The sequence below is a fragment of the Myroides sp. ZB35 genome, from assembly GCF_001865835.1.
In the GTDB taxonomy this organism is placed as follows: Bacteria; Bacteroidota; Bacteroidia; order Flavobacteriales; family Flavobacteriaceae; genus Flavobacterium; species Flavobacterium odoratimimum.
This window is the reverse complement of record NZ_CP017769.1, coordinates 3,988,845-4,014,638: the sequence shown is the minus strand read 5'-3', so window position 1 is coordinate 4,014,638 and position 25,794 is coordinate 3,988,845. Positions and strand designations below refer to the sequence as shown.

At 34.2% G+C, this 25,794-nt stretch carries 18 protein-coding genes; 17 read left to right on the top strand and 1 reads right to left on the bottom strand.

Translation table 11 applies throughout. The features are described 5' to 3' along the window. Positions 1-6 precede the first annotated feature (6 nt). The 14 genes from BK054_RS17810 to hisIE all read left to right on the top strand — a co-directional run bounded on the left by BK054_RS17810 (position 7) and on the right by hisIE (position 13,037). A complete protein-coding gene (locus BK054_RS17810) occupies positions 7-639 on the top strand; it encodes a hypothetical protein (protein ID WP_006258526.1) in 633 nt (210 codons plus the stop codon). A gap of 2 nt (positions 640-641) precedes the next feature. Beyond that, positions 642-1,046: a DUF2262 domain-containing protein gene (locus BK054_RS17805; protein WP_006258525.1), complete on the top strand. Its 405-nt coding sequence runs from the start codon at positions 642-644 to the stop codon at positions 1,044-1,046. A gap of 257 nt (positions 1,047-1,303) precedes the next feature. Further along, complete coding sequence (locus tag BK054_RS17800) at positions 1,304-2,344, top strand: hypothetical protein (protein WP_071307599.1); 1,041 nt, start codon at positions 1,304-1,306, stop codon at positions 2,342-2,344. Positions 2,345-2,381: 37 nt separating this feature from the next. After that, a complete protein-coding gene (locus BK054_RS17795; RefSeq protein ID WP_016648963.1) occupies positions 2,382-3,827 on the top strand; it encodes an aminopeptidase P family protein in 1,446 nt (481 codons plus the stop codon). Between the two features lie 92 nt (positions 3,828-3,919). Beyond that, a complete protein-coding gene (locus tag BK054_RS17790) occupies positions 3,920-4,390 on the top strand; it encodes a hypothetical protein (protein ID WP_016648964.1) in 471 nt (156 codons plus the stop codon). Between the two features lie 108 nt (positions 4,391-4,498). Next, positions 4,499-5,785, top strand: coding sequence for a DUF6051 family protein (locus BK054_RS17785; protein WP_016648965.1), 1,287 nt, complete (start codon positions 4,499-4,501; stop codon positions 5,783-5,785). 343 nt (positions 5,786-6,128) lie between these two features. Continuing rightward, positions 6,129-6,986, top strand: coding sequence for an ATP phosphoribosyltransferase (gene hisG / locus BK054_RS17780; RefSeq protein ID WP_006258520.1), 858 nt, complete (start codon positions 6,129-6,131; stop codon positions 6,984-6,986). Between the two features lie 11 nt (positions 6,987-6,997). Beyond that, the gene (gene hisD, locus BK054_RS17775; protein ID WP_039330261.1) at positions 6,998-8,287 is read left to right on the top strand and encodes a histidinol dehydrogenase; all 1,290 of its coding nucleotides are present in this window, start codon (positions 6,998-7,000) and stop codon (positions 8,285-8,287) included. Continuing rightward, complete coding sequence (hisC, locus tag BK054_RS17770; protein ID WP_039330259.1) at positions 8,280-9,326, top strand: histidinol-phosphate transaminase; 1,047 nt, start codon at positions 8,280-8,282, stop codon at positions 9,324-9,326. The genes hisD and hisC overlap by 8 nt, the downstream gene beginning before the upstream one ends. Then, positions 9,319-10,410, top strand: coding sequence for a bifunctional histidinol-phosphatase/imidazoleglycerol-phosphate dehydratase HisB (gene hisB, locus BK054_RS17765; protein WP_039330257.1), 1,092 nt, complete (start codon positions 9,319-9,321; stop codon positions 10,408-10,410). Before hisC ends, hisB begins: the two co-directional genes overlap by 8 nt. Beyond that, positions 10,407-10,988, top strand: coding sequence for an imidazole glycerol phosphate synthase subunit HisH (hisH, locus tag BK054_RS17760; RefSeq protein WP_006258516.1), 582 nt, complete (start codon positions 10,407-10,409; stop codon positions 10,986-10,988). The genes hisB and hisH overlap by 4 nt, the downstream gene beginning before the upstream one ends. Beyond that, positions 10,985-11,698: a 1-(5-phosphoribosyl)-5-[(5-phosphoribosylamino)methylideneamino]imidazole-4-carboxamide isomerase gene (gene hisA, locus BK054_RS17755; protein WP_071307598.1), complete on the top strand. Its 714-nt coding sequence runs from the start codon at positions 10,985-10,987 to the stop codon at positions 11,696-11,698. Before hisH ends, hisA begins: the two co-directional genes overlap by 4 nt. Continuing rightward, complete coding sequence (hisF, locus tag BK054_RS17750) at positions 11,692-12,444, top strand: imidazole glycerol phosphate synthase subunit HisF (protein ID WP_039330255.1); 753 nt, start codon at positions 11,692-11,694, stop codon at positions 12,442-12,444. Before hisA ends, hisF begins: the two co-directional genes overlap by 7 nt. Further along, complete coding sequence (hisIE, locus tag BK054_RS17745) at positions 12,441-13,037, top strand: bifunctional phosphoribosyl-AMP cyclohydrolase/phosphoribosyl-ATP diphosphatase HisIE (protein WP_006258513.1); 597 nt, start codon at positions 12,441-12,443, stop codon at positions 13,035-13,037. The genes hisF and hisIE overlap by 4 nt, the downstream gene beginning before the upstream one ends. Before the next feature lie 326 nt (positions 13,038-13,363). On the opposite strand, the gene BK054_RS17740 is transcribed toward hisIE, so the two are convergent. Next, entirely contained in the window at positions 13,364-14,617 is a 1,254-nt protein-coding gene (locus BK054_RS17740) for a helix-turn-helix domain-containing protein (protein ID WP_006258512.1), read from the bottom strand. Positions 14,618-16,686: 2,069 nt separating this feature from the next. On the opposite strand from BK054_RS17740, the gene BK054_RS17735 reads away from it, so the two are divergent. The 3 genes from BK054_RS17735 to BK054_RS17725 all read left to right on the top strand — a co-directional run bounded on the left by BK054_RS17735 (position 16,687) and on the right by BK054_RS17725 (position 25,771). Beyond that, complete coding sequence (locus BK054_RS17735) at positions 16,687-22,884, top strand: DUF11 domain-containing protein (RefSeq protein ID WP_071307597.1); 6,198 nt, start codon at positions 16,687-16,689, stop codon at positions 22,882-22,884. A gap of 32 nt (positions 22,885-22,916) precedes the next feature. Continuing rightward, entirely contained in the window at positions 22,917-25,052 is a 2,136-nt protein-coding gene (locus BK054_RS17730; protein ID WP_039330250.1) for a hypothetical protein, read from the top strand. Between the two features lie 101 nt (positions 25,053-25,153). Continuing rightward, a complete protein-coding gene (locus BK054_RS17725) occupies positions 25,154-25,771 on the top strand; it encodes a hypothetical protein (protein WP_039330248.1) in 618 nt (205 codons plus the stop codon). Positions 25,772-25,794: the final 23 nt, after the last annotated feature.

The following is a 25,794-nucleotide window of genomic DNA, read 5'->3' as shown; positions in this document are numbered from 1 at the left end:
ATAGTAATGAAACAAACAATTTTAGATAGAATACAGGCACTTGGAGGAGATATTAGTCAAGTAAAAGGGAAGTCATTAGCAGAAGATTTGATGTCTATCACTTTTGATATGGTATTATATCCGAAGCCAGAAGATACACCTTGGGCAGATGAAGAGGATCAAGAGCCTATCTATGGTTTAGGAGAGTATATAGATGAGCATCAAGAGTTGATTCAGTCAGATAGACAGGCATTTATGGATAAGATGATAGCTCATTACTATGTACATACAGAAGAAGGGAGAGGGCAGGTGTTTTGGACAGCAACTCCTTTTACACCCTATAAGGAAGGAACTGATGATTATGAAGAGTGGAATACAGATTTTATGGATGAGGATTTTGTTAATCTAAGCGAGATAGAGAGAGTAGTAGGTACAAAATATCCAAGCATGATACAGCTATTCTATAGTTATGGTTTTCCTGATCATTATTATATTTGTATAGACGATCCTAATCAAGAGAATCCTACATTATTTGGTACTGATCACGAGGTTTTCTTTAGTGAAGTGACTAATGAAGGAAGTTTAGAAGCATTCATGAATACGTTTATGACTCCACAGGAATTGATTAGTATAGTAGATAAAGCATTAAACAAACAATAGATATGATATTAACAGCACAAGATTTTAAAATATCAGAATATGATGAAGAAACATTAGAGATGGATTATACTTTAGGAGAAGAAGTAATTAATCTTTCTATTTATAATGGCGATGATGAGTTAGAAGAGATTCTAAAAGATGTCAATAAGGTAGTAGTTCAGTTAGAGAAATACAATGCTGAAGGAAAAGATATTATTGTAGATGAGCTGTATGATGTGTATAGTGAAAAGAACGAAGGATTGTCTGAAGAGCAGTTTAGAGATGAGTTAGGACTGTTGTCGTTATATTTTACTGGAGATGGTGAAGTAGAGTTTAATTATGAAGGCGGAGCATATTTCGGAGATCATATTTTATCTATTGAGATGGTTGATGGAGAGTTTGAATCTCATGTAGCGATGAATGGATAAGTAAGTATTAAATTAGATATATAAGGCTTGAGAATTAATTCTCAAGCCTTTTTTATATCGTAGTGTCCCACTTTATACAACCATAAGTGAGTATATAAGTTCAACTGAGGTCATTATAATCACAATTAAAATAAGATGGATAGAAGTATACTAGATTTGCTGATGAGTAGAAAAGGAGTATATGCTCAAAACGATTTTTGAAATAGTGTTATAGTGGGGATAAATATGTTACTTTGTGTTCTGACAATAAAAGTATTATGAAAGTAGCAGAAGTAATCAAATCAATAACTACAAAAGATAAAAATAGAGCAATGCAATTGCCTGTTCGTGAGCTAGAACAAGAGAGTAAGGGGCACTATGTAGCTTTTGTAGATGATGGAGAACAGAGCTATGATGTACAGTTGTTTATTCAGGCTGCTAAGATTACTGCGCTTACTTGTGATTGTCCGAATGGAGAAACACTTTGCCTCCATAAAGCAGCGGTATTGCTAGCTATGGAAGATAGTAAGGGAGGAACGAAAAAGAAATCCACTACTACAGGAGTGAAGACTAAAAAGAAAAAGCTAACTGAGACAGAAGAAGTAATGCTTCGTGTAGACAAGGAAGCTATCACAGGATGGCTGTCAGAAGTCTTTAAAAAGAATAAACCTTTAGAACAGCTCTTTTTACTTACTTTTTCGACTGATGAAACACAATACACCACAGATCAGGTAAGAGAGATTATGGAACAGACGATAAAGTCGGTTGCGGGACGTCGAAAAACATTAGAAGGGGCGAATGTGAAGAAGCTGATGGACTTGATGAATATTGCTTTAGAGCCTGTGAATCACTATGTGACTGTCAGTATTAATAAACCAATCACATTGGATATCTTTTCGACTGTGATCGAAACCATGACAGACTTTCAGAATCGCATTAGAACGTATAGTAAGAAGATTGATTTGTTCTATGATGAGTATATACATTGGTTGGCATTGACCATTAATAATGTACAAGTTAAATCAGTGTGGGAAGAGGTGATTAAGAATATTGTTTATAAGACCTTCGAACACTTTGTAAACAAGAAAATAGAAGGTAAGACCTATTATAATTTCTTAGTAAAAGAGGTCTATCACTCTGCTAACAAAGAACAACAAAAGTATATCGCAGATGAGCTAGTAGTACACATACTTTCTATGCCTGTCAAACGTCAATTGATGGACTTTGAATATGTACTTTTCTTAAAAGAAGTAGCACTAGACCAAGATGTATATGATAAAGTACAACAGTTCTTTTCAATAGATATTTATAAGAATTAGCACCTGCTCTAACAACTAGATAAAAACTACTCAATTTGTGAGTATATATCAGACAAAGTTGTTACCTTGGGAGGATCAAACCAACAATACCATGTTTAATACAGAAACTTATAAGAGAAGAAGAGAAGTTCTTCAACAAAATATTCAAGCAAAGGGAATCTTATTGTTTTTAGGAAATATAGAGAATCCAATCAACTTTGCTGACAATGCTTCACATTTCAGACAGGATAGTACGTTTTTGTACTACTTTGGTATCCAACAACCACACTTAGCTGCTATCATTGATTTAGATGAGCATAAGACAATCGTATTTGGAGATGAGATGTCTATGGATGCTATTGTATGGATGGGACGTCAAGAGACTTTAAAAGAAAAATGTGAGAAAGCAGGTGTAGTAGAGACAAGACCTTATGCAGAATTAGCTATTTATTTAGCGACTGCTATGAGCGTGAAAAGAAATATTCACTACCTACCTCCTTACCAATCATTCAACAAGATTTTATTAAGTGAGTTACTACATATTTCTATAGTAGACTTTAAACCATCTGTGCCGATGATTCAAGCTATCGTAGCACAACGAGAAATCAAAGAAGCACAAGAAATAGTACAGATAGAAGAAGCACTAAAAGTATCTAATCAGATGCACTTATTGGCTATGCGTATGGCTAAGCCTGGAGTGAAGGAGTATGAGATCGTGAGTGCTATTCAAAATGTGGCAGGGAGTCATAACTGTGAGTTAGCTTATAACTCTATTGTGACAATCAACGGAGGTATTTTACACAATCATTATAAGATGAATACTTTACAGTCGGGTAAGTTATTGTTAAATGACTCTGGTTGTGAGACGCCAATGGGGTACGCATCTGACTTGACGCGTACATATCCTGTAGATAAGACTTTCACACCAGAACAACGTGATCTTTACAATGTAGTTCTTAATTCTTTTGAAGGAGCTAAGGCAGAGTTAAAAGCAGGCGTGAAGTATAAAAATGTACACCTAAAAGCCTGTGAGATATTAGCAGAAGGGTTAATCGACTTAGGATTTATGAAAGGAAATGCACAAGATGCTGTAGCTAATCATGCGCATACGATGTTCTTCCAGTGTGGATTAGGGCATATGATGGGACTTGATGTACATGATATGGAAGATTTAGGAGAACAGTATGTAGGATATACAGCAGAAGACCCTAAGGATACGAAGCAGTTTGGTATTAAATCATTGCGTTTAGGAAAAGAGCTAAAAGCAGGACATGTACTAACTGTAGAGCCAGGTATTTACTTTATTCCAGAGCTAATCGAGATGTGGGAGGCAGAGAAAAAATATGCAGAGTTTATTAATTATGACAAGGTAAAACAGTTCGCTCACTTTGGAGGTATCCGTATTGAGGACAACTTCTTGATTAAAGACAATGGTTATCAATATTTAGGGCCAGAGTTAATCAGAACTGTTGCGGAGATAGAAGATTATAAATCTAATTACTAAGAAGCTATTTTTATATTTAATATGAAGCCGATAAGTACTAATGAACTTATCGGCTTTTTATATAGAAGTATAAATGTTTAATAAGTGTACACATGGGGATGTTAGATAAAACAAATGGCAGTATATTTTTAGAAGAATTTAATTGTAGACTGTATAAGGGAATGCAGTTAGAAGAATTAAAACAAACAGACTATTACAAGGCTAAATATGATAGCTTTAGAGATGTTAATACAGGATATTTCTGGTATGGTTTTAATCATTTTGATTGGGAAGGGTATCAAGTTCGGATTAGTATTTGCTTCTTTGGAGATAGCTTAGAGAGTATGTATATATACACTAGCGATGACAGAGATGCTAAGACTTGGGATGATTGGTCAGAAAAGAAGGAGATGGAAGTCTTTGAACGCAATAATTCTTTTATGCGTAAACTGTCAGGGGAGAAAGGAAAGAAAAAGAATTCACCTTATCCTCAGTGGAGTATCGCTTTTGAGTGGGGAACTTTATGGTCTGTATATGATCCTAGAAGTGCAAGTAGTATATCAGGTCTGTCTTATAAAAAGTAGATTATATTTTCTATAATTAATTGAAATAACGATTGGTGATATAATAAATACAAGTAGTAGTTCAAAATAATTATATATTAATAATGTCTGATTTGTGTAATAATGTCAATGGTTATTGCGTTAATACTATGCATACATAGTATTTTAAATCAACCTAATCCTAACGCCATGCATTACTACCAATTACACGATCAACTCAAAAAGCTTTTTAATACAGAAGATGACTATATAAAAAGTGAAGAACTAGGTATTGAATTCTTTAAATACGATTTTGAATCTACACAAGCAGCTAATGTACTATGTGGTTCAGATAAATTGTATTGTGATGAACATCACGAGAGTTTTGAAGATACTTTTTGTAAGCTGATTACAGACACAGATCATCTATTAGATATTTCTGATTATAGTGTAGAGGAGAATAAGAAGTTTAAGATTATTGTTTTAAAGACATTAGAGCAAGAGGTTTCAGAAGAGACTATAGTCATGTTTCACGGCTTAAATGAGAAGAAGTGGGATAAGTATCTACCTTGGGCATATGAGTTAGCAAAACGTACTAAAAAGGCTGTAGTCTTGTTTCCTATAAGCTTTCACATGGATAGAGCACCTCTTGAATGGTCTGATCGAAAACTGATGTTTGAGGTGGCTCAGAAGAGAGCGATGCATTGGCAAGAGAATTCAGATACGAGTTATGTTAATGCAGCATTGAGTACACGTATGGAGGCTAATCCACAACGTATGTTTTGGTCTGGATTACAGACATATTACGATTTTATACAATGGGAGACTCAACTAAGAGAAGGTAAGTTCCCGAGTCTTTCTAAAACAGCTTCTATTGATTTGTTTGGATATTCTATAGGCTCGTTTTTATCTATTATTATTCTGATGGCGAATCCTAATGGCATATTGAATAATGCTAAGTTAGTTTGCTTCTGTGGAGGAATGACTATTGATCGTATGTTCCCAGTATCGAAGTATATTATGGATGGAAAAGCAACTATTATGATGCAAAAAGTCTTTGCTCAATTACTGACAACTAAGTTTATAGCAGAACCTCGTCTAAATCACTATCAATCCAAAGAATTACACCCAGGGGAGAGTTGGTTTAAAACAATGCTTCGTTACAATCATCACCAAGAAGAAAGAGAAGAACGCTTAAAAGAATTAGAGAATCAAATCTACTCTGTCAACCTTAAAAATGATGAGGTAGCTCCTGCTGTAGAAGCTTTAAATATGCTAAAAGGACCGTATAGAGATGTGCCTATTGGAGTGGATATTTTAGACTATCCTTTCTCCTATAGTCATATGGTTCCTTTCCCTTTAACAATCAAGAATGCAGAAGAAGTGGATACTCATTTTAATCTAACAATGGCTAAAATGGCTAATTTTTATCTGTAGTTATTAATAGGTTAAAAGGCTTGCTCTCATTGAGTTTGAAAGCTGTTTTAAATAGGCGATATTTGAAAAGTATAAGAAATAAATAAAAATAATTAACCAAGTGTATTAAAATTATATATACATTTGACTTATCAAATAAACAAAAAAGACATGTATCCAAGTCAATTACATCATCATCATCATTCTACTTGTACTCTTACGAGCTGGTAATGATATGGTGTATTTGAATCCAAAATATCTAATTATCCCGTTTGAGTAAATCAGACGGGATTTTTTGTTTTTAAGCGTATTGCTATTTGATACTTCCTATCGGTTTACTCGAACATTTTAATCAAAAAATAATATGAGTAAATTAAAAATTGCAATCCAAAAAAGTGGACGTCTTAGTGAGAAATCCCTAGAATTATTAAAAGAATGTGGCATTAAGTTTCCTAATGGTGGTGGTAAACTAATTGCCGAAAGTAAGAACTTCCCTATCGAAGTACTGTTCTTGCGTGATGATGATGTAACGAAATATGTAGAACAACAAGTAGCTGATATCGGTATTGTAGGAGAGAATGTGTACTTAGAGGCTAATCTACCTGTTAAGGTATTAGAATACCTAGGCTTTGGTAGTTGTAGATTGAGTTTAGCTGTATCTAAAGAAGTTGACTATACTGGTATTACTTACTTTGAAGGCAAAAAGATTGCAACTTCTTATCCCTTTATCCTAGAAAAATACTTAAAACAACAAGGCGTGAATGCTTCTATAGAGTTTATCTCAGGAAGTGTGGAAATAGCACCTAGCATAGGGCTAGCTAATGGGGTATGCGATATCGTGAGTAGTGGATCTACGCTAATGTCTAATGGACTTAAAGAAGTAGACAAGGTGCTAGACAGCCAAGCAGTCTTAATTAGCAACCAAGCTTTAGGAGAGGAGAAACAAGTCTTATTAGACAAACTCTTGTTTAGAATTAAGTCTGTTTTAAATGCTAAGGAACGCAAGTATATTTTATTAAATGCTCCTAATGATAAGTTAGAACAGATCATCTCTATACTACCAGGGATGAAGAGTCCTACTGTTTTACCCTTAGCAGATGAAGGTTGGAGTAGTCTACACTCTGTTATCCAAGAAGACCAATTCTGGGATATCATCGACGAGTTAAAAGCCTTAGGAGCAGAGGGAATTCTAGTAGCTCCGATAGAAAAAATGATTTACTAAAATAAGAAGCTATGATAACAGTATATAAACCTGCAAGAGAAGAATGGATAGGGTTAACAAAGCGTCCTATTATCACAACAGAAAGTCTAAATGAGAGTATCAGTACAGTACTCAAACAAGTTAAAGAAAGAGGAGATCAGGCTATTCAGAATTATACTTCATTATTTGATGGAGTACAGTTAACAGACTTCAGAGTAAGTAGACAGGAGATAGAAGAAGCCGCTACTTTAGTTAATCAGGATATCAAAGATGCTATAGCTATAGCTGCATCGAATATCAGAACGTTTCACCAGTCTCAGTTATCTACAGAAGATAAAGTAGAGACGACAGAAGGAGTGACTTGCTGGAGAAAGAGTGTAGGAATAGAGAAGGTAGGGCTTTATATACCGGGTGGTACAGCTCCGTTATTCTCCACATTATTAATGTTAACTATTCCTGCTCAACTAGCAGGTTGTAAAGAATTAGTATTGTGTACACCGTGTAATAAACAAGGCAAAGTAAATGAGGTAGTTCTTTATGCTGCGCAGTACCTAGGTATAGAGACTATCTTTAAGATTGGTGGAGCACAAGCTATTGCTGCCATGGCGTATGGTACAGAGACAGTGCCTCAAGTCTATAAGATATTTGGCCCTGGTAATCAATATGTAACTAAGGCTAAAGAGTTAGTACAGGCACAAGGCATAGCTATCGATATGCCAGCAGGGCCAAGTGAGGTCTTAGTCGTTGCAGATCAAGAGGCTGATGCAGATTATATAGCAGCAGATCTATTATCACAGGCGGAGCACGGAACAGATAGTCAAGTAGTCTTTGTGACCACAACGAAGCAGAAGATAAGTGAAGTAGCTGAGGCATTGGAGAAACAGCTTGAGGAACTACCTCGAAGAGACTTAGCGAAACAGACGCTTAATAATAGCTTGATGATAGAATTATCGACTATAGAAGAATGTATTGCTTTTAGCAATGCTTATGCGCCTGAACACTTAATCTTAAATATAGAGAATGCTGAGAAGTATATAGACTTAGTGATCAATGCAGGTTCTGTATTCTTAGGTGCTTATTCTTGTGAGAGTGCTGGTGATTATGCGAGTGGTACGAATCACACCCTACCTACTAATGGCTATGCTAAGAGCTATAGTGGCGTATCGGTAGACAGCTTTGTAAAGAAGGTTACTTTTCAAAAGTTAACGAAACAAGGACTAAAGAACATAGGTAAAACAATTGAAGTAATGGCAGAGGCAGAAGAGTTAATCGCTCATAAAAATGCTGTTAGTATTCGCCTTAAAAAACTAAGCAATGAGTAATAATAAAATAAGTATAAACGAATTAGTTCGCCCTAATATTAAGGTTTTATCCCCTTATACAAGTGCACGGGATGAGTACAAAGGTGATATAGGAATATTCTTAGATGCAAATGAGAATCCGTATGGTATAGTGAATCGCTATCCTGATCCATATCAAGTAGAGTTAAAGAAAACCATTAGTCAGATAAAAGGAGGAAACCCAGACCAATTATTTTTAGGTAACGGAAGTGATGAAGCGATTGATTTAGCCTATCGAATATTCTGTGAACCTAGTAAGGATAAAGCTATCGTATTTACCCCTACTTATGGGATGTATGAAGTATATGCTAATATTAACGCTGTTGAGTTAATCACACTTCCTCTAGATGATGCATTTGATTTAGAACTAGCAGTAGTAGAACCTTATTTAGAAGACCCTACTGTGAAGCTGATGTTTATCTGTTCGCCTAATAATCCTACGGGTAATCTATTAGATAGAAACAGTATCACAGCATTATTAACGAGATTTAAAGGGATAGTCATTATAGACGAAGCTTATATAGACTTTAGCAATGAGCCTTCTTGGTTAGAGGAGTTAGTGAAGTATAACAATCTTATTGTTCTACAGACTCTTTCTAAGGGATGGGGAATGGCAGGACTTCGCATCGGTATGGCATGGATGAGTGAGGAGTTAATCTCTTATTTTAACAAGGTAAAATCTCCTTATAATCTAAGTAGTGTAACACAAGAAGAAGCTATAAAGCAACTACAAGATACAGAGGGATTTCAACAAAGGATAAAGCTACTTATCGAGGAAAGAGAGAAACTCATCCAAGAGTTGAAGCAACTTTCTATTGTGAAGAGAGTATGTCCCTCACAGACTAATTATCTATTAGTTGAATTTGGTAATGCGGATAAGGTATATGAAGCCTTGATTAATAAGCAAATTATCGTGAGAAATAGAAGTAAGGTCGTAGAGAATACTTTGCGTATTTCGATAGGTACACCAGAGGAAAATAACCAATTAATAACTGCATTAAAAACAATAGATCGTGAGTAAGAAAGTATTATTTATTGATAGAGACGGAACTATTATTAAAGAACCTGAAGACTTTCAGATTGATAGTTTTGAGAAGTTGGTATTCTTACCTAAGGCTATTTCTAGTTTGTCTAAGATAGCGAGAGAGTTAGATTACACTTTAGTTTTAGTTAGTAATCAAGATGGGCTAGGAACTGCTTCATTTCCAGAAGATACCTTTTGGCCTGTGCAGAACTTTATATTGGATACACTAGCAGGAGAGGGAGTGACATTTACAGATATTTATGTAGATAACTCTTTTGACTATGAAAATAAACCTACGCGTAAACCTGGATTAGGAATGTTAGGTAAGTATGTCTATGGAGATTATGATTTAACGAACTCTTATGTCTTAGGCGATAGGTTGACAGATATACAGTTAGCAGAGAACTTAGGAAGCAAAGTTATTTATATCAATGAAGTTGCAGATGAGCGTGCCACATTGAGCACAATAGATTGGCAGGAGATCTATCAGTTCTTAAAGCAACAACCCCGTATAGGTAAAGAATACAGAAAGACGAATGAGACTACGATTGATATAGAAGTGAATCTAGACAGCGCTAAAGACTGTGTTATCGAGACAGGTTTAGGATTCTTTGATCATATGTTAGAACAAGTCAATAGACATGGTAATATAGGTTTAAAGATAAAAGTCAAAGGTGACTTACAAGTAGATGAGCACCACACAATAGAAGATACAGCTATTGCACTAGGTTCTGCGTTTAAGCGTGCCTTAGGCAATAAGAAAGGCATAGAGAGATATGGCTTTTTACTACCGATGGATGAGTGTTTAGCTCAGGTAGCTATAGACTTTGGAGGGAGAGCATGGCTGATGTGGGACGCAGAGTTTAAGAGAGAGAAAGTAGGAGATATGCCAACAGAGATGTTCTATCACTTCTTTAAATCTTTTGCTGATGCAGCGAGTTGCAACCTGAATATAAAGGTAGAAGGTGACAATGAGCACCACAAGATAGAGTCGATCTTTAAAGCCTTTGCTAAAGCAATAAAGATGGCAGTAAGTAAAACGGAGAACTATAATATACCAAGTACTAAAGGCATACTATGATCGCAATCTTAAAATACAATGCAGGAAATGTACAGTCTGTACAGAATGCTATAGAACGACTAGGGTATCAGACCATAGTCACAGATGATGTAGCGATACTTACCTCTGCGGATAAAGTGATTTTTCCAGGAGTAGGAGAGGCTTCTTCTGCGATGAGGTATTTAGTAGATAAAGGATTGGATAAGGTTATCGTAAGTTTAAAACAGCCTATACTAGGGATATGTTTAGGAATGCAATTGTTGTGCAATTCTAGTGAAGAAGGGAATGTAGTAGGATTAGGTGTCTTTGACAATGAAGTAAAGCTTTTTCCTGCCACAGATATTGTTCCTCATATGGGATGGAATAATTGTGATATGATAGAAGAAGAGACCTTGTTTAAAGGGATTGAAGAGCTAGATGATTTCTACTTTGTACACAGTTATTATGCTACTTTATCTAAGGATACTATTGCTGTTAATAATTATATCGTGCCCTTTTCGGCTGCTTTAGCTAAAGGTAATTTTTATGCAGTACAGTTTCACCCTGAGAAGTCAGGTAAAGTAGGAGAACTATTATTGAAGAATTTTTTAGAATTATGAGAATCATACCAGCGATAGATATAATAGACGGACAGTGTGTTCGACTATCAAAAGGAGATTATAATACCTCTAAAGTGTATAATACAAGTCCAGTAGAGGTATCGAAGCAGTTTGAAGATGCAGGAATTAAGTATTTACACGTAGTGGATCTAGACGGCGCTAAGTCAAGCCAAATAATGAATGCTAAGGTATTAGAAGAGATAGCTACTCAGACCAATCTACAGATAGATTTTGGTGGAGGTATTAAGAATGACTCGGATATCATCACTGCCTTTAACAGTGGAGCTAAGCAAGTGACTGTAGGAAGTATAGCGGCGACTAAGCCTGAGCTATTCTTAACATGGTTAGAGCGATACGGAAGTGAGCAGATTATATTAGGAGCAGACTGTAAACAGCGCAAGATTATGACCCAAGGGTGGTTAGACTCTGCGGATACAGATGTGCTAGAGTTTATCCAATCGTATGAGCAGAGAGGAGTATCCTATACCATAGTCACTGATATAGAAAAAGATGGAATGCTAAACGGACCTGCTATTGAGTTGTATAAAGAGATTATAACGAATACTGAGGTGAAACTGATCGCTAGTGGAGGATTAACTACGGTAGCAGAATTATACAAGCTAAAAGAGATAGGTTGTGAAGGAGTGATCATCGGAAAAGCGATCTATGAAGGAAGAATAACATTAAAAGAGTTGAGTGAATTATGCTAAAGAAGAGAGTAATAGCGTGTATGGATATTCAGAATGGTGAGGTAGTCAAAGGGGTTAACTTCGTTGATATACAGCGAGCTGGTGATCCTATAGCGTTGGCAAAACGCTATGTGGTAGAGGGCGCAGACGAATTAGTCTTTCTGGATATTACAGCTACGATAGAGAATAGGAAGACGCTGATCAGTTTAGTCAATGAGATTGCGAGTCAGATTAATATCCCTTTTACCGTAGGTGGTGGGATTAGTACTAGAGAACAAGCAATAGATTTAGTGAGAGCAGGCGCAGATAAAGTAAGTGTCAATTCAGCTGCTATCAAGAGACCTGAGCTAATACAGGAGATCGCTCAGGCATTGGGGAGTCAATGTGCAGTAGTAGCGATAGACACGAAGTACGAAGAGGGTGAATGGTGGGTATACAGTGCAGGAGGGCGTATCAAGACTAAGTTAAAGACTATAGACTGGGCAAAGCAAGTAGCTAGTTTAGGAGCAGGTGAGATACTGTTAACCTCAATGAATAATGACGGTACGAAAGCGGGCTTTGCACTGGATATTACAGCTGAGGTAGCTAAAACGGTAAATATACCCGTGATAGCATCTGGTGGTGCTGGGAGTATAGATCACTTTGCACAAGTGTTTACTCAGACGCAAGCGACAGGTGCGTTAGCGGCTAGTATATTTCACTATGGAGAAATAAGTATACCAGAGTTAAAGCAAATATTAAAAACAAATAATATAAGTGTAAGATGAAACTAGATATAGATTTTAATAAAGGCAACGGGTTAGTACCTGTGATTATTCAAGATAAGGATTCCATGCAGGTATTGATGCAAGGCTATATGAATGAAGAAGCCTATCAACAGACGATTACAGAAGGTAAAGTAACGTTCTATAGCCGTACTAAAAATAGACTCTGGACTAAAGGAGAAACTTCAGGTAATTATTTACTAGTAAAAGAGATTTTGACTGACTGTGATAGAGACTGTCTATTGATAAAAGTAGAAGCTATTGGAGCTACTTGCCATACAGGAAGTACTTCGTGCTTTGGAGAGATTTGTGATAAAGGTTTTGTTTACATCTTAGAGAATATCATCAGTGAGCGTATTGATAACAATGTAGAATCATCTTATACCAATCAACTATTTAAGAGAGGAATCAATAAAGTTGCTCAAAAAGTAGGAGAAGAAGCAGTGGAGTTAGTTATCGAAGCCAAAGACGATAATGATACTCTTTTTAAGAATGAAGCAGCAGACTTATTATATCACTACCTTATTTTATTAAAAGCAAAAGGATTTACTCTAAGTGATATAGAATCTGTTTTAAAAGAAAGACACCTTAAATAACTATCCCTATATGTAGTGATATATAGTCTTGTTTTAAAATTCTAATATTTCGGTTTAGAAAAAAATATTTTCTAAATATGCGAATTTTGATAAGCTATATGTCAAAACAAAACAGACTTGTCATTTATGATCAAGTCTGTTTTTGTTTAATTTATATTGACTAGCTGTTTCCTTTTGGATGACAACTAGTAAGAGGTCAATAAGTTCGTGTTCAGTCCGTTATTTTGTATGAATTAACGGAGTCAGTATGGACTCATAACGGACTCACTACGGACTCATCCCTACTTTAAGTGCTACATTAGTAATAGAAAAGTAACTGAAGTATGCTACCAATCTTTTAATGCAAATACCTGTGAACGCGAGTTTACATTTAACTTCAGATATATATTACTAATATGATATTTAGTCGTACTTATCGTTATACTCAATTCATGTGCTATCTCTTTATTAGTCAGTCCATCCCAGATGAGGTAGAGTACATCTACTTCTCTCTCCGTTAGTTTATAATTGTTCTTTAAATGATAAGACAAGTCTCCTTGATGATCCTTAAGTGTAATAGTATCAGGTTGTTTTAGAGTTTGTGTATTCTTTTCATGAACTAGCAGTTTATGGTAATTCTTCAGCATTAATACATATTGAAACATAAAAACACGGTTGCGTACATTGTGTTTTTGGTTTTTTCTGACTAGCACATAGTTATTAATAATACTCAATACGATAATCGCTGATACATATAGCTTTAAGTTTGGCATAGCGTGATTCTGAATAGTGATAGGGTCATCTATTTCTAGATTGATAAAGCTCAGTCCTAACAGAATACACAATGATATTAAAAAAGCTACATAAAGATAGTATTGCTTTCTGTGTTTTAAATTCCTTTTAGTTAATTGTACAAAAATAAAGAATACTAAAACAGTAATGTCCAATACTACTGAATGTTTGCCTCCATATAGATAGCTAGAGAAGTATAATACAATGGCTATGATAGAGGTAAGAGAATATAATTTTAATTCATTTTTATACATAAATCTCTTCGTTCCGAATGGGTAGTATGTAGATAGTAACATACCTGTAAAAATGATAGAGGAAGAAAGAATAGTTGCTTTTAAAAAAGATTCAACTGCTTGTAAATGAATATGAAATAGGTTTAGGATATCACCTGTTATAAAACAAAGTGTAATAAGTAACTGTATAGATAAATAACTAATCCACTTACGTTCTTTAAAGATTTGGTAGATAATAAAACTAGCTATTAATCCTAAGAAAGCCATACCATAGAATATACCTGATACAAAATAGTTGATAGGTAGATCTATATAGGATGTCATTTCATGGTGTAGTTGTACACCGCTGAAGTTATTAATGCTTATAGTGCTTTGAAAGATAGATAGCTGACCCAATCCAATATTCTGAAGCATTTTTGGAGCTATATCAAATAGGGTATATGAGGTGTAGGTGAGTACTATATCCTTTATATTAATGAATAAAGTAAGTAGCCAAGTTATAAGGACATAACTCAGTATTACCGATATAGGAATCAATCCTATATGGGTATATTGTTGTTTTTTTTTCGAATCCATTTTAATTTTTTAACAATAAATAATCAATACCATAGAATAGAGTACGAGGGGATAGCTGCTGTCTTAGCCCAAAACAGTAGACATCTGTACTTTTCTATAATAGCAATTTTTGACTTTGATAGTGAGAAAGTCTATATAGTTAGTGTACTGTTAGTATTAGTTAAGGATAGAGTGGTGAATAATACTAGCGTAAAACAAACTATATGTGATATACTAAGTGTTTTTTAGTACTTAAAAGATATATTGATCTCTAAATTTTCTTTTCTGTAATTGTTAAATATTTTAGAAGTATAGCTTCTAATAGGTGGTGTTATGTATTTGATTTTGAATACATCTAAGAGAATTGATTTTAGTGTAACCTCTTTGTTTTTAGGTTGTTGTTGTTCTTTTCTCATGTTTATTGTTGTTTTGTTTTGACTAAGCAATATAGAGTGAAAAGCTGTAATATGTACTATAACAAAGTATAGTTCTTTGTTAAATAATTACCCTATTTATCTGTTTAAGACATTTGTGAATTAGTGTGTTATGCGAATAGAGGAAGGTTTTATAAGACTAATGACATTTATTAACAGTTAGACTAAGGCTGTTGTTAAAAGTGAGCTTAAGTTATGATATCTTAAATATAGACTAGGCTAGGAAAGTATTAATTTTTAGAGTGTTTTAGTGATCTGTTTCCTTTTAGTTTTATAACATATTATTCTGTAAAATATATTAAAGTAATAGTCAACTTCTAACTACTGAAGGTACGTTGATTGCACTATTTATCTAGATTATTATAAAAATCATATATCGTATTATCGATTCTATTTTAAGACTTTTTAGGTTTTAAGAATCTTTTATATATAGCGTAACCTAGACTATTTTGACACTATTTTACATTTTTTAAAATCACATTGTATCATTCGAATTGTTGATGTTTCACATTTTTTGGTGTAGCAAATAATGGGTAAATACTGTTTTTTAGAATCGTTGAAATTAGTTAGGTACTAGTACTATTTTAAGTTTTTAAATATCTGTTTTTTAGCTGTTTATTGTTTTTAAGGGCGTCTTTTTAAACTTTTTAAAAGTATCAATTTAAGATTATTAACAACCGTATTGGGCTTCTATTTATGATAAAAACCATGCTTAAGTATAGGCACTACCTCTCGTGCAGTGACTAATTTTGTTTTTGAATTTGGGAAGAGATATAGTTCCAATGAATCTAGATAATATTAGCAGTTCTGATTTTGTGGGGACAATGGAGAACTGTTACGCTCCCTCAATATGTTTTAATAGTACATTTAGTTGAGGGAGTTTTTTTAGAGGAGTGGAGATAGTGCTATATGTCTAAACAAATTCCCTTACTAACGAATTATTATAAATCTGATTCCTTAGGTTTTCCTATGGATGACAGAAGAAGTTTATTAGCAAAAACGATTTGAATACTTGGTATTGGTTGATAAAAATAGATAGCATAAGTAGCATCGGTTATTTCGCTCTAATTAAAAACTCACATTTAGTACTGCGAAAGTAGTAGAGAGTGAGATAGTGATTTACTAGTTGTAGATTTTATTAATTGTAGCCTAATATCTAGCTAGTCGTTTTGTGCCTGTGAATGCAACAAGCAGAGAACTGTGTTTCGTTGTAGTACATAGGAATTAGTAATTATCGAGTAGATAAGTTCTAAGTTTCACTGTGGAGTGGAAGTGGAGCTTAATAAATTAATCTTTATCATTTATGGAAAAAGTAAGTATGGGAATAAGAAAGAAGTAAGTATAAAAGGTTTTGAAACTAGGTTTTGAAAACTTCGTCACGGAGTGGTGTTAAGATGAGACTTATAGAGTAAGTAAATCTTTTATTCGATAGTAATTGTTCTTCGCGAATTCAGTTCTTCGTTTAATTGTTATTCCACAACTCACAATAGCTGGAATACATTACATGATAACTCACAATAGTCATGTATGATGTTTTTACTCCCGTAATTTTAATCTTACATCCTCTTCAATGTAATGATTATGATCTGTGCTCTAAACTCACAATAGGAGTCTGGTCATAATAATATTTTATAAAACACAATTAACAAACAACAAATGAAACAAAAAACTACTTTTTCTCTATGGAAGAGGTTACTGCTTTTGCTCGTCCTGTTCGTTCCTTTAGTACAGTCCTTGGGGCAGACTAAGATTTATGCAACAGATCTTATAAGTGATAAGAATGTTGATAATCCTAGGTATGCAACTGATGGGAATTTGGCAAGTAAAGGTACACTACATGCACATCCAGGTGCATTAATGCTAGGTAAGAAGAGCGGATTCTTAGAGTACAAATTCCCTAATGCAGTGCCAAAAGGTAAACAAACCTATATAAAAATAGGGATGGAAAACAATGAATTACTTAATGGTTTATTAGGTGGTTCAGTAGGTAAATTATTATCAGGCCTTTTGAATGAACTATTGTTAGGAAGTCACAGATTTGATGTTAGTGCTTATAATGGCAATAATAAAGTTCTTGAAGTAAAATCAGTAGATGGTTTTGGAACTAAACAGGCTAAATTAATCCAAGATAAGGATGGAGAGTACATGATTGCATTTCAGTTAGATCAATCATTTGATCGTATGACTGTAGGTAATAGTAGTACAGCTTTATTGGGTTTAACAGGTGATAAGTTATTAGATGTTTACGATACTTATTATGTAAAAGAAGATGGAGGGAGCTGTAGTAGACCTATAGGAACTTCATTTGATTCAGCAGGTATTGAAATAGATTTATTAGGAGGTTTATTACAAAATAAATTCTATGAAGCTATAGATGGAAAAGAAAATACTTATTCTTTGTTAAAAAGGGATGGTGCAGTAAATGTTGGAGTTGGGGGGTATATCTCTCAGTTTTTTTATTTTCCTACTAGTTCTAATGAAGCTACTACTGTTAATTTAACCATAGAGTCACCAAAGGGATTACTTAGTTTAGATTTGTTAAGCGCTATCGAATTAAGAGCATATAATGGAGATAAGGAAGTATATACTAAGTCTCTAGAAGGAGGGTTGCTTAATGGTGTAAATCTCTTAGGATTATTAAAGACACCTGGAAAAAAGACTTTGACATTTGCACCGGGAAAAGCGTTTGACAGAATAGAACTAAGAGCAAACAATACATTAAATGTTGGGTTGTTAAGCGATGGACTGCGTATTTATGATATTGAACGCTTTGATACAGCTAAATGCCCTAATCCTAATATTATAGTTCCTGCTCCGACAGAATCTCCTTTTGATATAGCAGCTTGTGCTACAGTTTTAAAGGATTTTAAAAATGTTGATTTTGTTACAAATGCTATAGATGGTAATAATGAAACATTTGCTACTTTATATGCTAATAATGGTTCTTTATTGTCTGCTTTACCTTCTTCAGGAATGATAGAATTAGCATATAACCAAAAAGTAGCTGCGCACACAACTTCCTATATTCGAATTGATTCTGATAAAGATGTATTAGAAGCTTTATTAGGAGGAACTTTAGGCAAGCTAGTTGATGGTGTTGCAGGTTTATTGTTAGGAGATCACTATTTTGAAGTAGAAGCCTTTAGTAATGGTGTATCTGTATCGAAAAGCTCAAGTATAAGTGGTTTTGAAGGAACTACTAATGGAGTAGTATCACTAGTACAGGATAAGATAGGTCGCTATTATTTAGCAGTTACACCAACAACTGAATATAATAGTATACGTATAACCAATAAAGTAACAGGATTACCAACAGGAGAACAACGTATGTTAAAGGTATATAATATGTGTCGTGAGATTGGTTCAGATCCATGTTATCCTGCTCAGTTTACTTCATATAATCAAGCAGGGTTAAATTTGAGTATTGCTAGTTTAAATGAAGCAGGTGTTAAGAATCCTTATCATGCTATAAGTGGTAATTCATCTAATTATTCAGAGATTAGTTCTGGTACTCTAGCTGTAGGTACAGGAGTAAAACAAGTTATTTACTTTCCTAAACCATCTTCTAATGGTGATAAATTAGAAGTGAGAGTACAGTTTAACCCTAATAGTGTACTTTCATTAGATTTATTAGGTTCTTATAAAGTGACTACTTACTTAGGTAGTACTAAGAAACAAGAGTTTACTTTGAAACAGGGATTATTAAATAACCTTGATTTATTAGGTCTATTGCAGTCTGGTGGAGTTCAGTCTTTAGTTTTTGATACAAGTGTAGAAGCTTTTGACAGAGTTGAGATTTCTACAGTTACATTACTTAATCTTGGAGTAACACCTGCTATTCGTTTGTATAATGTGAAACGTATTAATGATGTATGTATTGATCCAATGACCGAAAGCCCTTTTGTTTCTTCTATATGTGCTACTGAGTTGTTAGGAAGTAAGTATGTAGATGATATCTCTAATATTTTTAATGGGAATTTTGATTCATTCGCGACGATTAACTCTGATGCGGGAATTTTATTAGGAGGAAATAAAAGAGCTGGTTTTGTTGAAGTTGGTTATGACCACATTGTGAAGGCTGGTACGACCTCTTATATTCGTTTTGATTATGATAAGGGGATATTAAAAGGTTTATTAGGAGGTAGTTTAGGTAACATTGTAAGTGGACTATTAAATAATATTGTTTTAGGTGATCATTTTTTCGAAATAGAAGTGAAAGATGAGAATGGTGTTGTGTTAGAAGGTAACAGTAGAGGTATAGCAACAACATTCAAAAATGGAGAAATAAGAGTGGTAAGTGATAAGCTAGGACGCACTTATTTAGCTATAACACCGACTAAAGATTATAAATCAGTTAAGATCACAGATAGAAACGAGAGTTTATTAGGCATATTAGCCCCAGCTACTTCTATGAATGTGTATAATATGTGTTATGAAGGTAATGCTGATTCTTGTGTTGATGCTTTTGCTACATCATTTGACTTTACTGGATTAGCCTTAACAGTTAATGATTTATCTGGAGCAGGTGTTGAGTATCCAGAGCGTGCTATAGACTCTAATACGACTAACTATTCACGTATTAGTTTAGGAACGCTTAATGTGGCAGGAAGTGTAAAACAGTGGGTATTCTTTAACTCAGTTTCTGATAAAGATGATGTTACTAATATCAAATTTAGAACAGAGTCAGGAGGAGTAGATCTTAATGTGTTAGGTAGATTAGAGATTAAAGCATATTTAGGAGATAAAGTAGTTAATACGCTTGATTTATCTAGTGGTTTAATTAATGGTATTAATGTTTTAGACTTAATTAATAAAGGAGATATAGTTAATTTACCATACACACCTGGTGTTGAGTACGATCGTATATCTATCGGACTTAAGAGTGTGTTAAATGTATCTGTGTTTCCTCCAATTAATTTATACAGCGTAGAAAGAAGCTGTCAATCTTTAAATCAAGATCTTGTTAGTTGGAAGTCTTATAAAGTGAATGGTGATTCAACAGTTCAAAAAGTTACTGGTGGAGAAGAAGTAGAGTATATTATTCATGTTAAAAATGTAGGTGCTGCTGATGTACCGACTTTATTAATAGAAGACAGATTACCTGCTGGGTTAACATGGACTTCTGGTGGGACTCACAGTAATGGTGTAGTTACATTCAAAAAAGAAGATGTTTTAGTAGTAGATGGTGTAGTTACATTTAGTTTTAAAGCTAGAGTAAATACAGATTTAGAAGGGATTTCTCAAATTAGAAATATTGCGGTAGTAAAAGTTGATGAGACAGATAAAGGAGTAAATACTTATCCAGCTATTGACAATAAAGACCCTAAAGCCCCAAATACAAGCGAAAAACCGGGTACTGTATTAGTTGTTGACCCTCTTTATGATATCGAATTATCTAAAGTAGGATCAAGTAATGGAAAGATTAGTAATCAAGCACAGCTTGGTGATGAGATAACATATACTATCTCAGTAGAGAATAAAGGGAATAAAGCATTAAGAAATGTTTTACTTAACGATGTTCTAGGTAATGTTCTAGGTTCAGAAATAGAAATTGTAGAGGTAGGATCAGGTGTGATTCAGAACAGTACTATTAGTTATGTTATCGCTCAGTTAAATGTAGGTCAAAAAGAAACTTACGTAGTTAGAACTAAAGTAATCGGATTACCTACAACAAATAAAATTTCAAATAAGGTCATTTCTATCTATACATTACCAGATAATACAATTAAAACAAAAGAAGTTGTATTTGAGTTAGCTAGTAATTGTAACGATATTTTTGAAAATAGCATTGTTGTAGAACAGGTAGCAGATGTATGTGCGTATACAGAATTTGTATTAAAAGCAGCATTAACAAATCTAGCCCCTAAAGATTTAAAGAACCCAATATTTAAATGGTATAAGAATGCTGATTTATCAGATATGCCATTAGTAGGTCAGGAAGTCAAAACAACTATAGCGAGTACTACTAAGTTTTATGTGACTGTAGAGGGACTTGGGTATTGTTTTAATGGAACACCAGCTGAAGTAGAAGTTAAAACTTTAGTAAGTCCAGCGAAACCTGTTGTGTCAAGTACTCAAGCTGATATATGTGAAGGTACTTTAACTACATTATCAACTATAGAAGGAGCAACTGAATATCAATGGTTCCTTAATGGTGTATTAATCGAAGCTGAGGATGAAAAAGGACAACCAGTTCGTTTCGGCCATTCGATAGAAGTTAATACTGGAGGGGATTATAGTGTTATAGTTTCTAATGGAATTTGCTATTCTCAAGAGTCAGACGCTTTCACTGTTAAGGTAAAAGAAGCAGCTGAATTATCTATCGAAGGTGATCAAAGAATTATCACTAAAGTAAATGTCGCTATTAAGTTACCTAAAGTGACTAGTAAGAATGGAACACTAACATGGTATAACGAAAAAGGTGAGTTATTTAATGAAACAGAAATCACTTTTGCTGTACCTGGTATTTATACTTACACTGTAGTAGCAGACTTAAATGGATGTTCTACAGCGGAGAATATTATTATCACTGTATTAGATTCTAACAATTGTCCTCCTCAGATAGAAAGAGTTTATGCAAAGGACAAGACAACTTGGGGATCTATAATAACTGGGGGAATTGCGAATAAAACCAACGCAATAGATGGTAATCCTACTACTTATTCTGAAATAGTAACAGGGTTAGGTTTATTAGGAATAGGTACTACATGGCAAAACATATATTTTGATGAAGTAGTGCCTGCAGGAACACCTGTGACTATTAAGTTAGGAAAACAATACAGTGGTTTAATGTTAGCTGGAGGATTATCTGTACAGGGATTAGATGAAAATGACAAACCTATTGGAACGTTAAAATCGGTACAAGGTGGACTACTTGATTTATTAGCAGCAGATAATGTGATCGAGTATACATTTGTTCCTACTTCTTCTGGTAAACCAAAAGCATTTAAGGGAGTTAGAGTTTCTCAAGGTTCTTTATTAGGTCTTGCTCAAATCTCAAAAGTATATGGAGTATATTATTCTAAATCAGGTAATATTAGTTGTGCACCTGTAGCGACTAACATAAACTCAGGTGTATTAGATGTACTTCATGGGGTACAAGATCTTGGTTTAGGTGTAGCAAGTGCTACTGCCTCAGTTACTAACCCTTGGAATGCGGTTGATAATAAACCTGATACTTATGCATTAATATCTCGTGGAGTAGCAGTATTAAATGAAGCTTCATTGACTGTTGTATTTAAGCAACAAGCTATGCCTGGTGATGAATTACATATCATTACAGAGATTCCAGGTAACCCTATTTTAAGTTTAGAATTGATTAAGGGATATAGTATCCAACGTTATTTGGGTGATAAAAAAGTAGGGCCTAAATTAGAAGGAGGATTGGACGTATTAGGACTTAAGTTATTAGGTTTAGGATATGGTAATAAGCATAAAGTTATTGTTGCTCCATATGATGAACAACCATATGACAGAGTAAAAATCTCTTATGGTAGTGTTGTAGGAGTATTAGGAGATTTTACACGTATCTATGATGTGAATATTGTACCTACGATTGGTACAGGAGTAAAAGAAGATGAAGTCATTGATGTATGTAATTATGGGATGTTAAAGTTATCTATGATAGATGCTTGTACTACATATGAGATATATACTTCAGAAACAGGATCAGACCAATTAACAGAAGTAACTCCGTTCGAATTCTACTTAAAAGGATTGTCACAAGGTGAACAAACCATCTGGATTCAGAATGTTAGAAGTGGTTGTCCATTAGGGCCACGTATCCCAGTTAAAGTGAATGTGAAGAATTGTTCTGTCAAGACAAACTTGAATATCACACACAAAATCAAATAATTAGAAACAACAATATTTATATATAAAAAGATATGAAAAAAATCACATTATTAGCGGTATTATTAGGAACAACATATTTCGCAAACGCACAAGTAGGGATCGGTACGCCGGACCCTGCTACTTCTGCAGAATTAGACATCGTAGCTAAGGCAGGAAATAAAGGTATTTTGATTCCTCGTGTTGCATTAAAAAATACAACAGAATTCCAAATGGCTGGTAAGGTTGCTGAGAGTACTAGCTTATTAGTATTTAATAAAACAGAAGTAAAGAATCAAGTACCTACAGGTTTTTACTACTGGGATGGTGCTAAATGGAATAGAATAGTAGGGAAAGAAGAGTTAGATACTGTAATTAAGAATTTAGGTGATAATATTACGAATATCACTACTAAATTAGAAAGTGACGTTAAGAATCTTCAAGCAGTAGTGAACTACATATTACCGTCTAACCCTGATAATAAGGATGATAAAGGAAATCCAGTAGTTACTGAAAAGCATACTACGATTGTTTATAATCCTGAGACTAAAGAAATGTTCTATGTGACTTATGATAATGGAAAGTATACGACTAAGCAGATTGACATTACTAAGATGGTACAAGGAGTAGAAACTAATACTTTCTTTAAAGACATCAAAGACGCAAATGGTAAAACAACTGGCTATGTATATTTCAACGAAAAAACGATTGTAGAAGCTATTGATAAAGAAACCGATCCAGCTAAGATTAAAGATATACTTGATAAGTTAGATGGAAATACAAAAGGAGCTATCAAGATTGACGTTAAAGGAACTGTAGTAAACAACTTCAAAGAAATCTTAGAAGCACCTACTACAATCACTGTAACTACAAAAGATGGAGATAAAACTTTCACAACTGTAGAAGAGTATTTACAGTATATCTCTCAGTCTGCTGATGGTAATGTAATCTATAAAAATTTAGGAGATACTACTAACCCTAACTGGGTATTCCAATACTATGATAAAGCTACAGGAAAATATGAGACTATTGTTTTACGTGATTTAGTAGCAGAAACGGAGTCTAAAACTACTATTGTTACTTATAAAAATAAACAATACTATTTATCAGAAGCATATATTGTAGGAGGAGGAGAATTAGATGTGACTAAATGGACTGCAGTTCCAGCTGGAGCTATTCCTGTAGATGTAGTAGGTGGAGTGATTAATAATATCGAAGAGATCTTAACGACTAAAGGAAATATCACTATCCAAGTAGGAGGAAAAGATATGAACTTTACATCTGTAGAAGAGTACTTGCAGTACATCACTCAGTTCTCAGAAGGTAATGTTATCTATAAGAATATCAGTACTGATTCAACAAAACCAAATTGGGTACTACAGTACTGGGACAATACTGCAAATGAGTACAAAACTATCAACCTAACAGATCTTGTTGCTTCAGTAGAAACTAAGACTAATATCCTTAGAGCAGAAGCTACAGCAGATAAGACATTATCTATCTATGAAGCTGTAGTAGCACCAGTACAAGATAATGTTAAGAAAGGAGAAATCTTCTATAAGTATAATAATGAAGATAAAGGGGAGCAATTCATCAATATGACGGCAGATATTATCTCTTCTATTAACAACAATGAAGAAGTGAAGAATGCATTGACTAATATCTTAAACCAAGGTGGTAACGTGTACTTCGGTGATCATGATAATGATGCAGCTACAGATAATGTATTCTATACAATGAAAATTGTAAATGGTAAAGAAGTGAAGACTCCTATTGAATTACCAGCTTCATTTTTATTAAAGATTATCAACGATTATAAAGAGGTAATTAAACAAGCTTTAGGAGATAATATCACAAACGAAGGAGATATCGTATTCACAGGGAATATCTATAATGGACGTCAAGTATTATTAGCTAAAGGAAGTACTAAAGCAAATGGAGAATCTGCTAGAACTGAAGGAGTAACATTAGAGAATGCTACAGGTGATAACGCTATCAATGGTGTGTTATCTATCAAAGTACTAAAAGCAGGTGTAGTAGTTACAGAATCAACAAAAGATGTTGTGGTATCAGGTACTAAGATCGACTTTAATATCGGTGTAGGAAATATCTATACAGCTTTACCAAAAGATACTTACGAAGTTGTAGTAGAGTACCTAGGTAAAGAGGTAAAGCCTACAACTCAACCATAATTTAAAAAACAACAAACAACAATTAATTCTTTTCAGAAAGGGAGAGGCTAAAGCCAACTCACAATAACGGCCTCTCCCTTTTATTAAATCAAACTCACATTATGAAAAAAATATATTTAAGTATAGCCATATCATTTCTTGCAACAGCTGGTTTTGCTCAGACTAAGATCGGTGTTGTTGGTAAATCTAACCCAGATGTAAACACGAATGCTATCTTAGAATTAGAAGCAGAGAATAAAGGTCTTCTTTTACCTCGTGTTGCGTTAACTGAAACTACGAAAGCAAATCCTCTAAGTGCTCACGTAAGCGGGATGACGGTGTATAATACAGCTACTGTAGCGGATGTTGTGCCGGGGTTTTATTATAACGATGGTTCGAAATGGCAACAGATGGTAACAACAGACAATAAAGCTGTGAAGTTCTTCTATATGCCTACGATCACTTTTGATACGAGTGTTCTTGGAGATGGTACAAAAGAACTATACGAAGAGTATAAAAAGCAGTTCACTATGCAGAGCGGAAATGCAGTAAAGAGTACTAGCGCACCTGCTGTTATTCCTCATTTTCCAGCAGCTAGTGATTTATACTACTATGTTACAGACTTTGATTCTGCTGTGTTTTCAGATATCGTTATAGATGATAATGGAGTAATGACTTACAAGATTATTGGTAATGGTACTCCTACTTCTATCATGAATATCGTATTCGTGGTAAAATAACTAACTAGTAAAAGTGATTCACT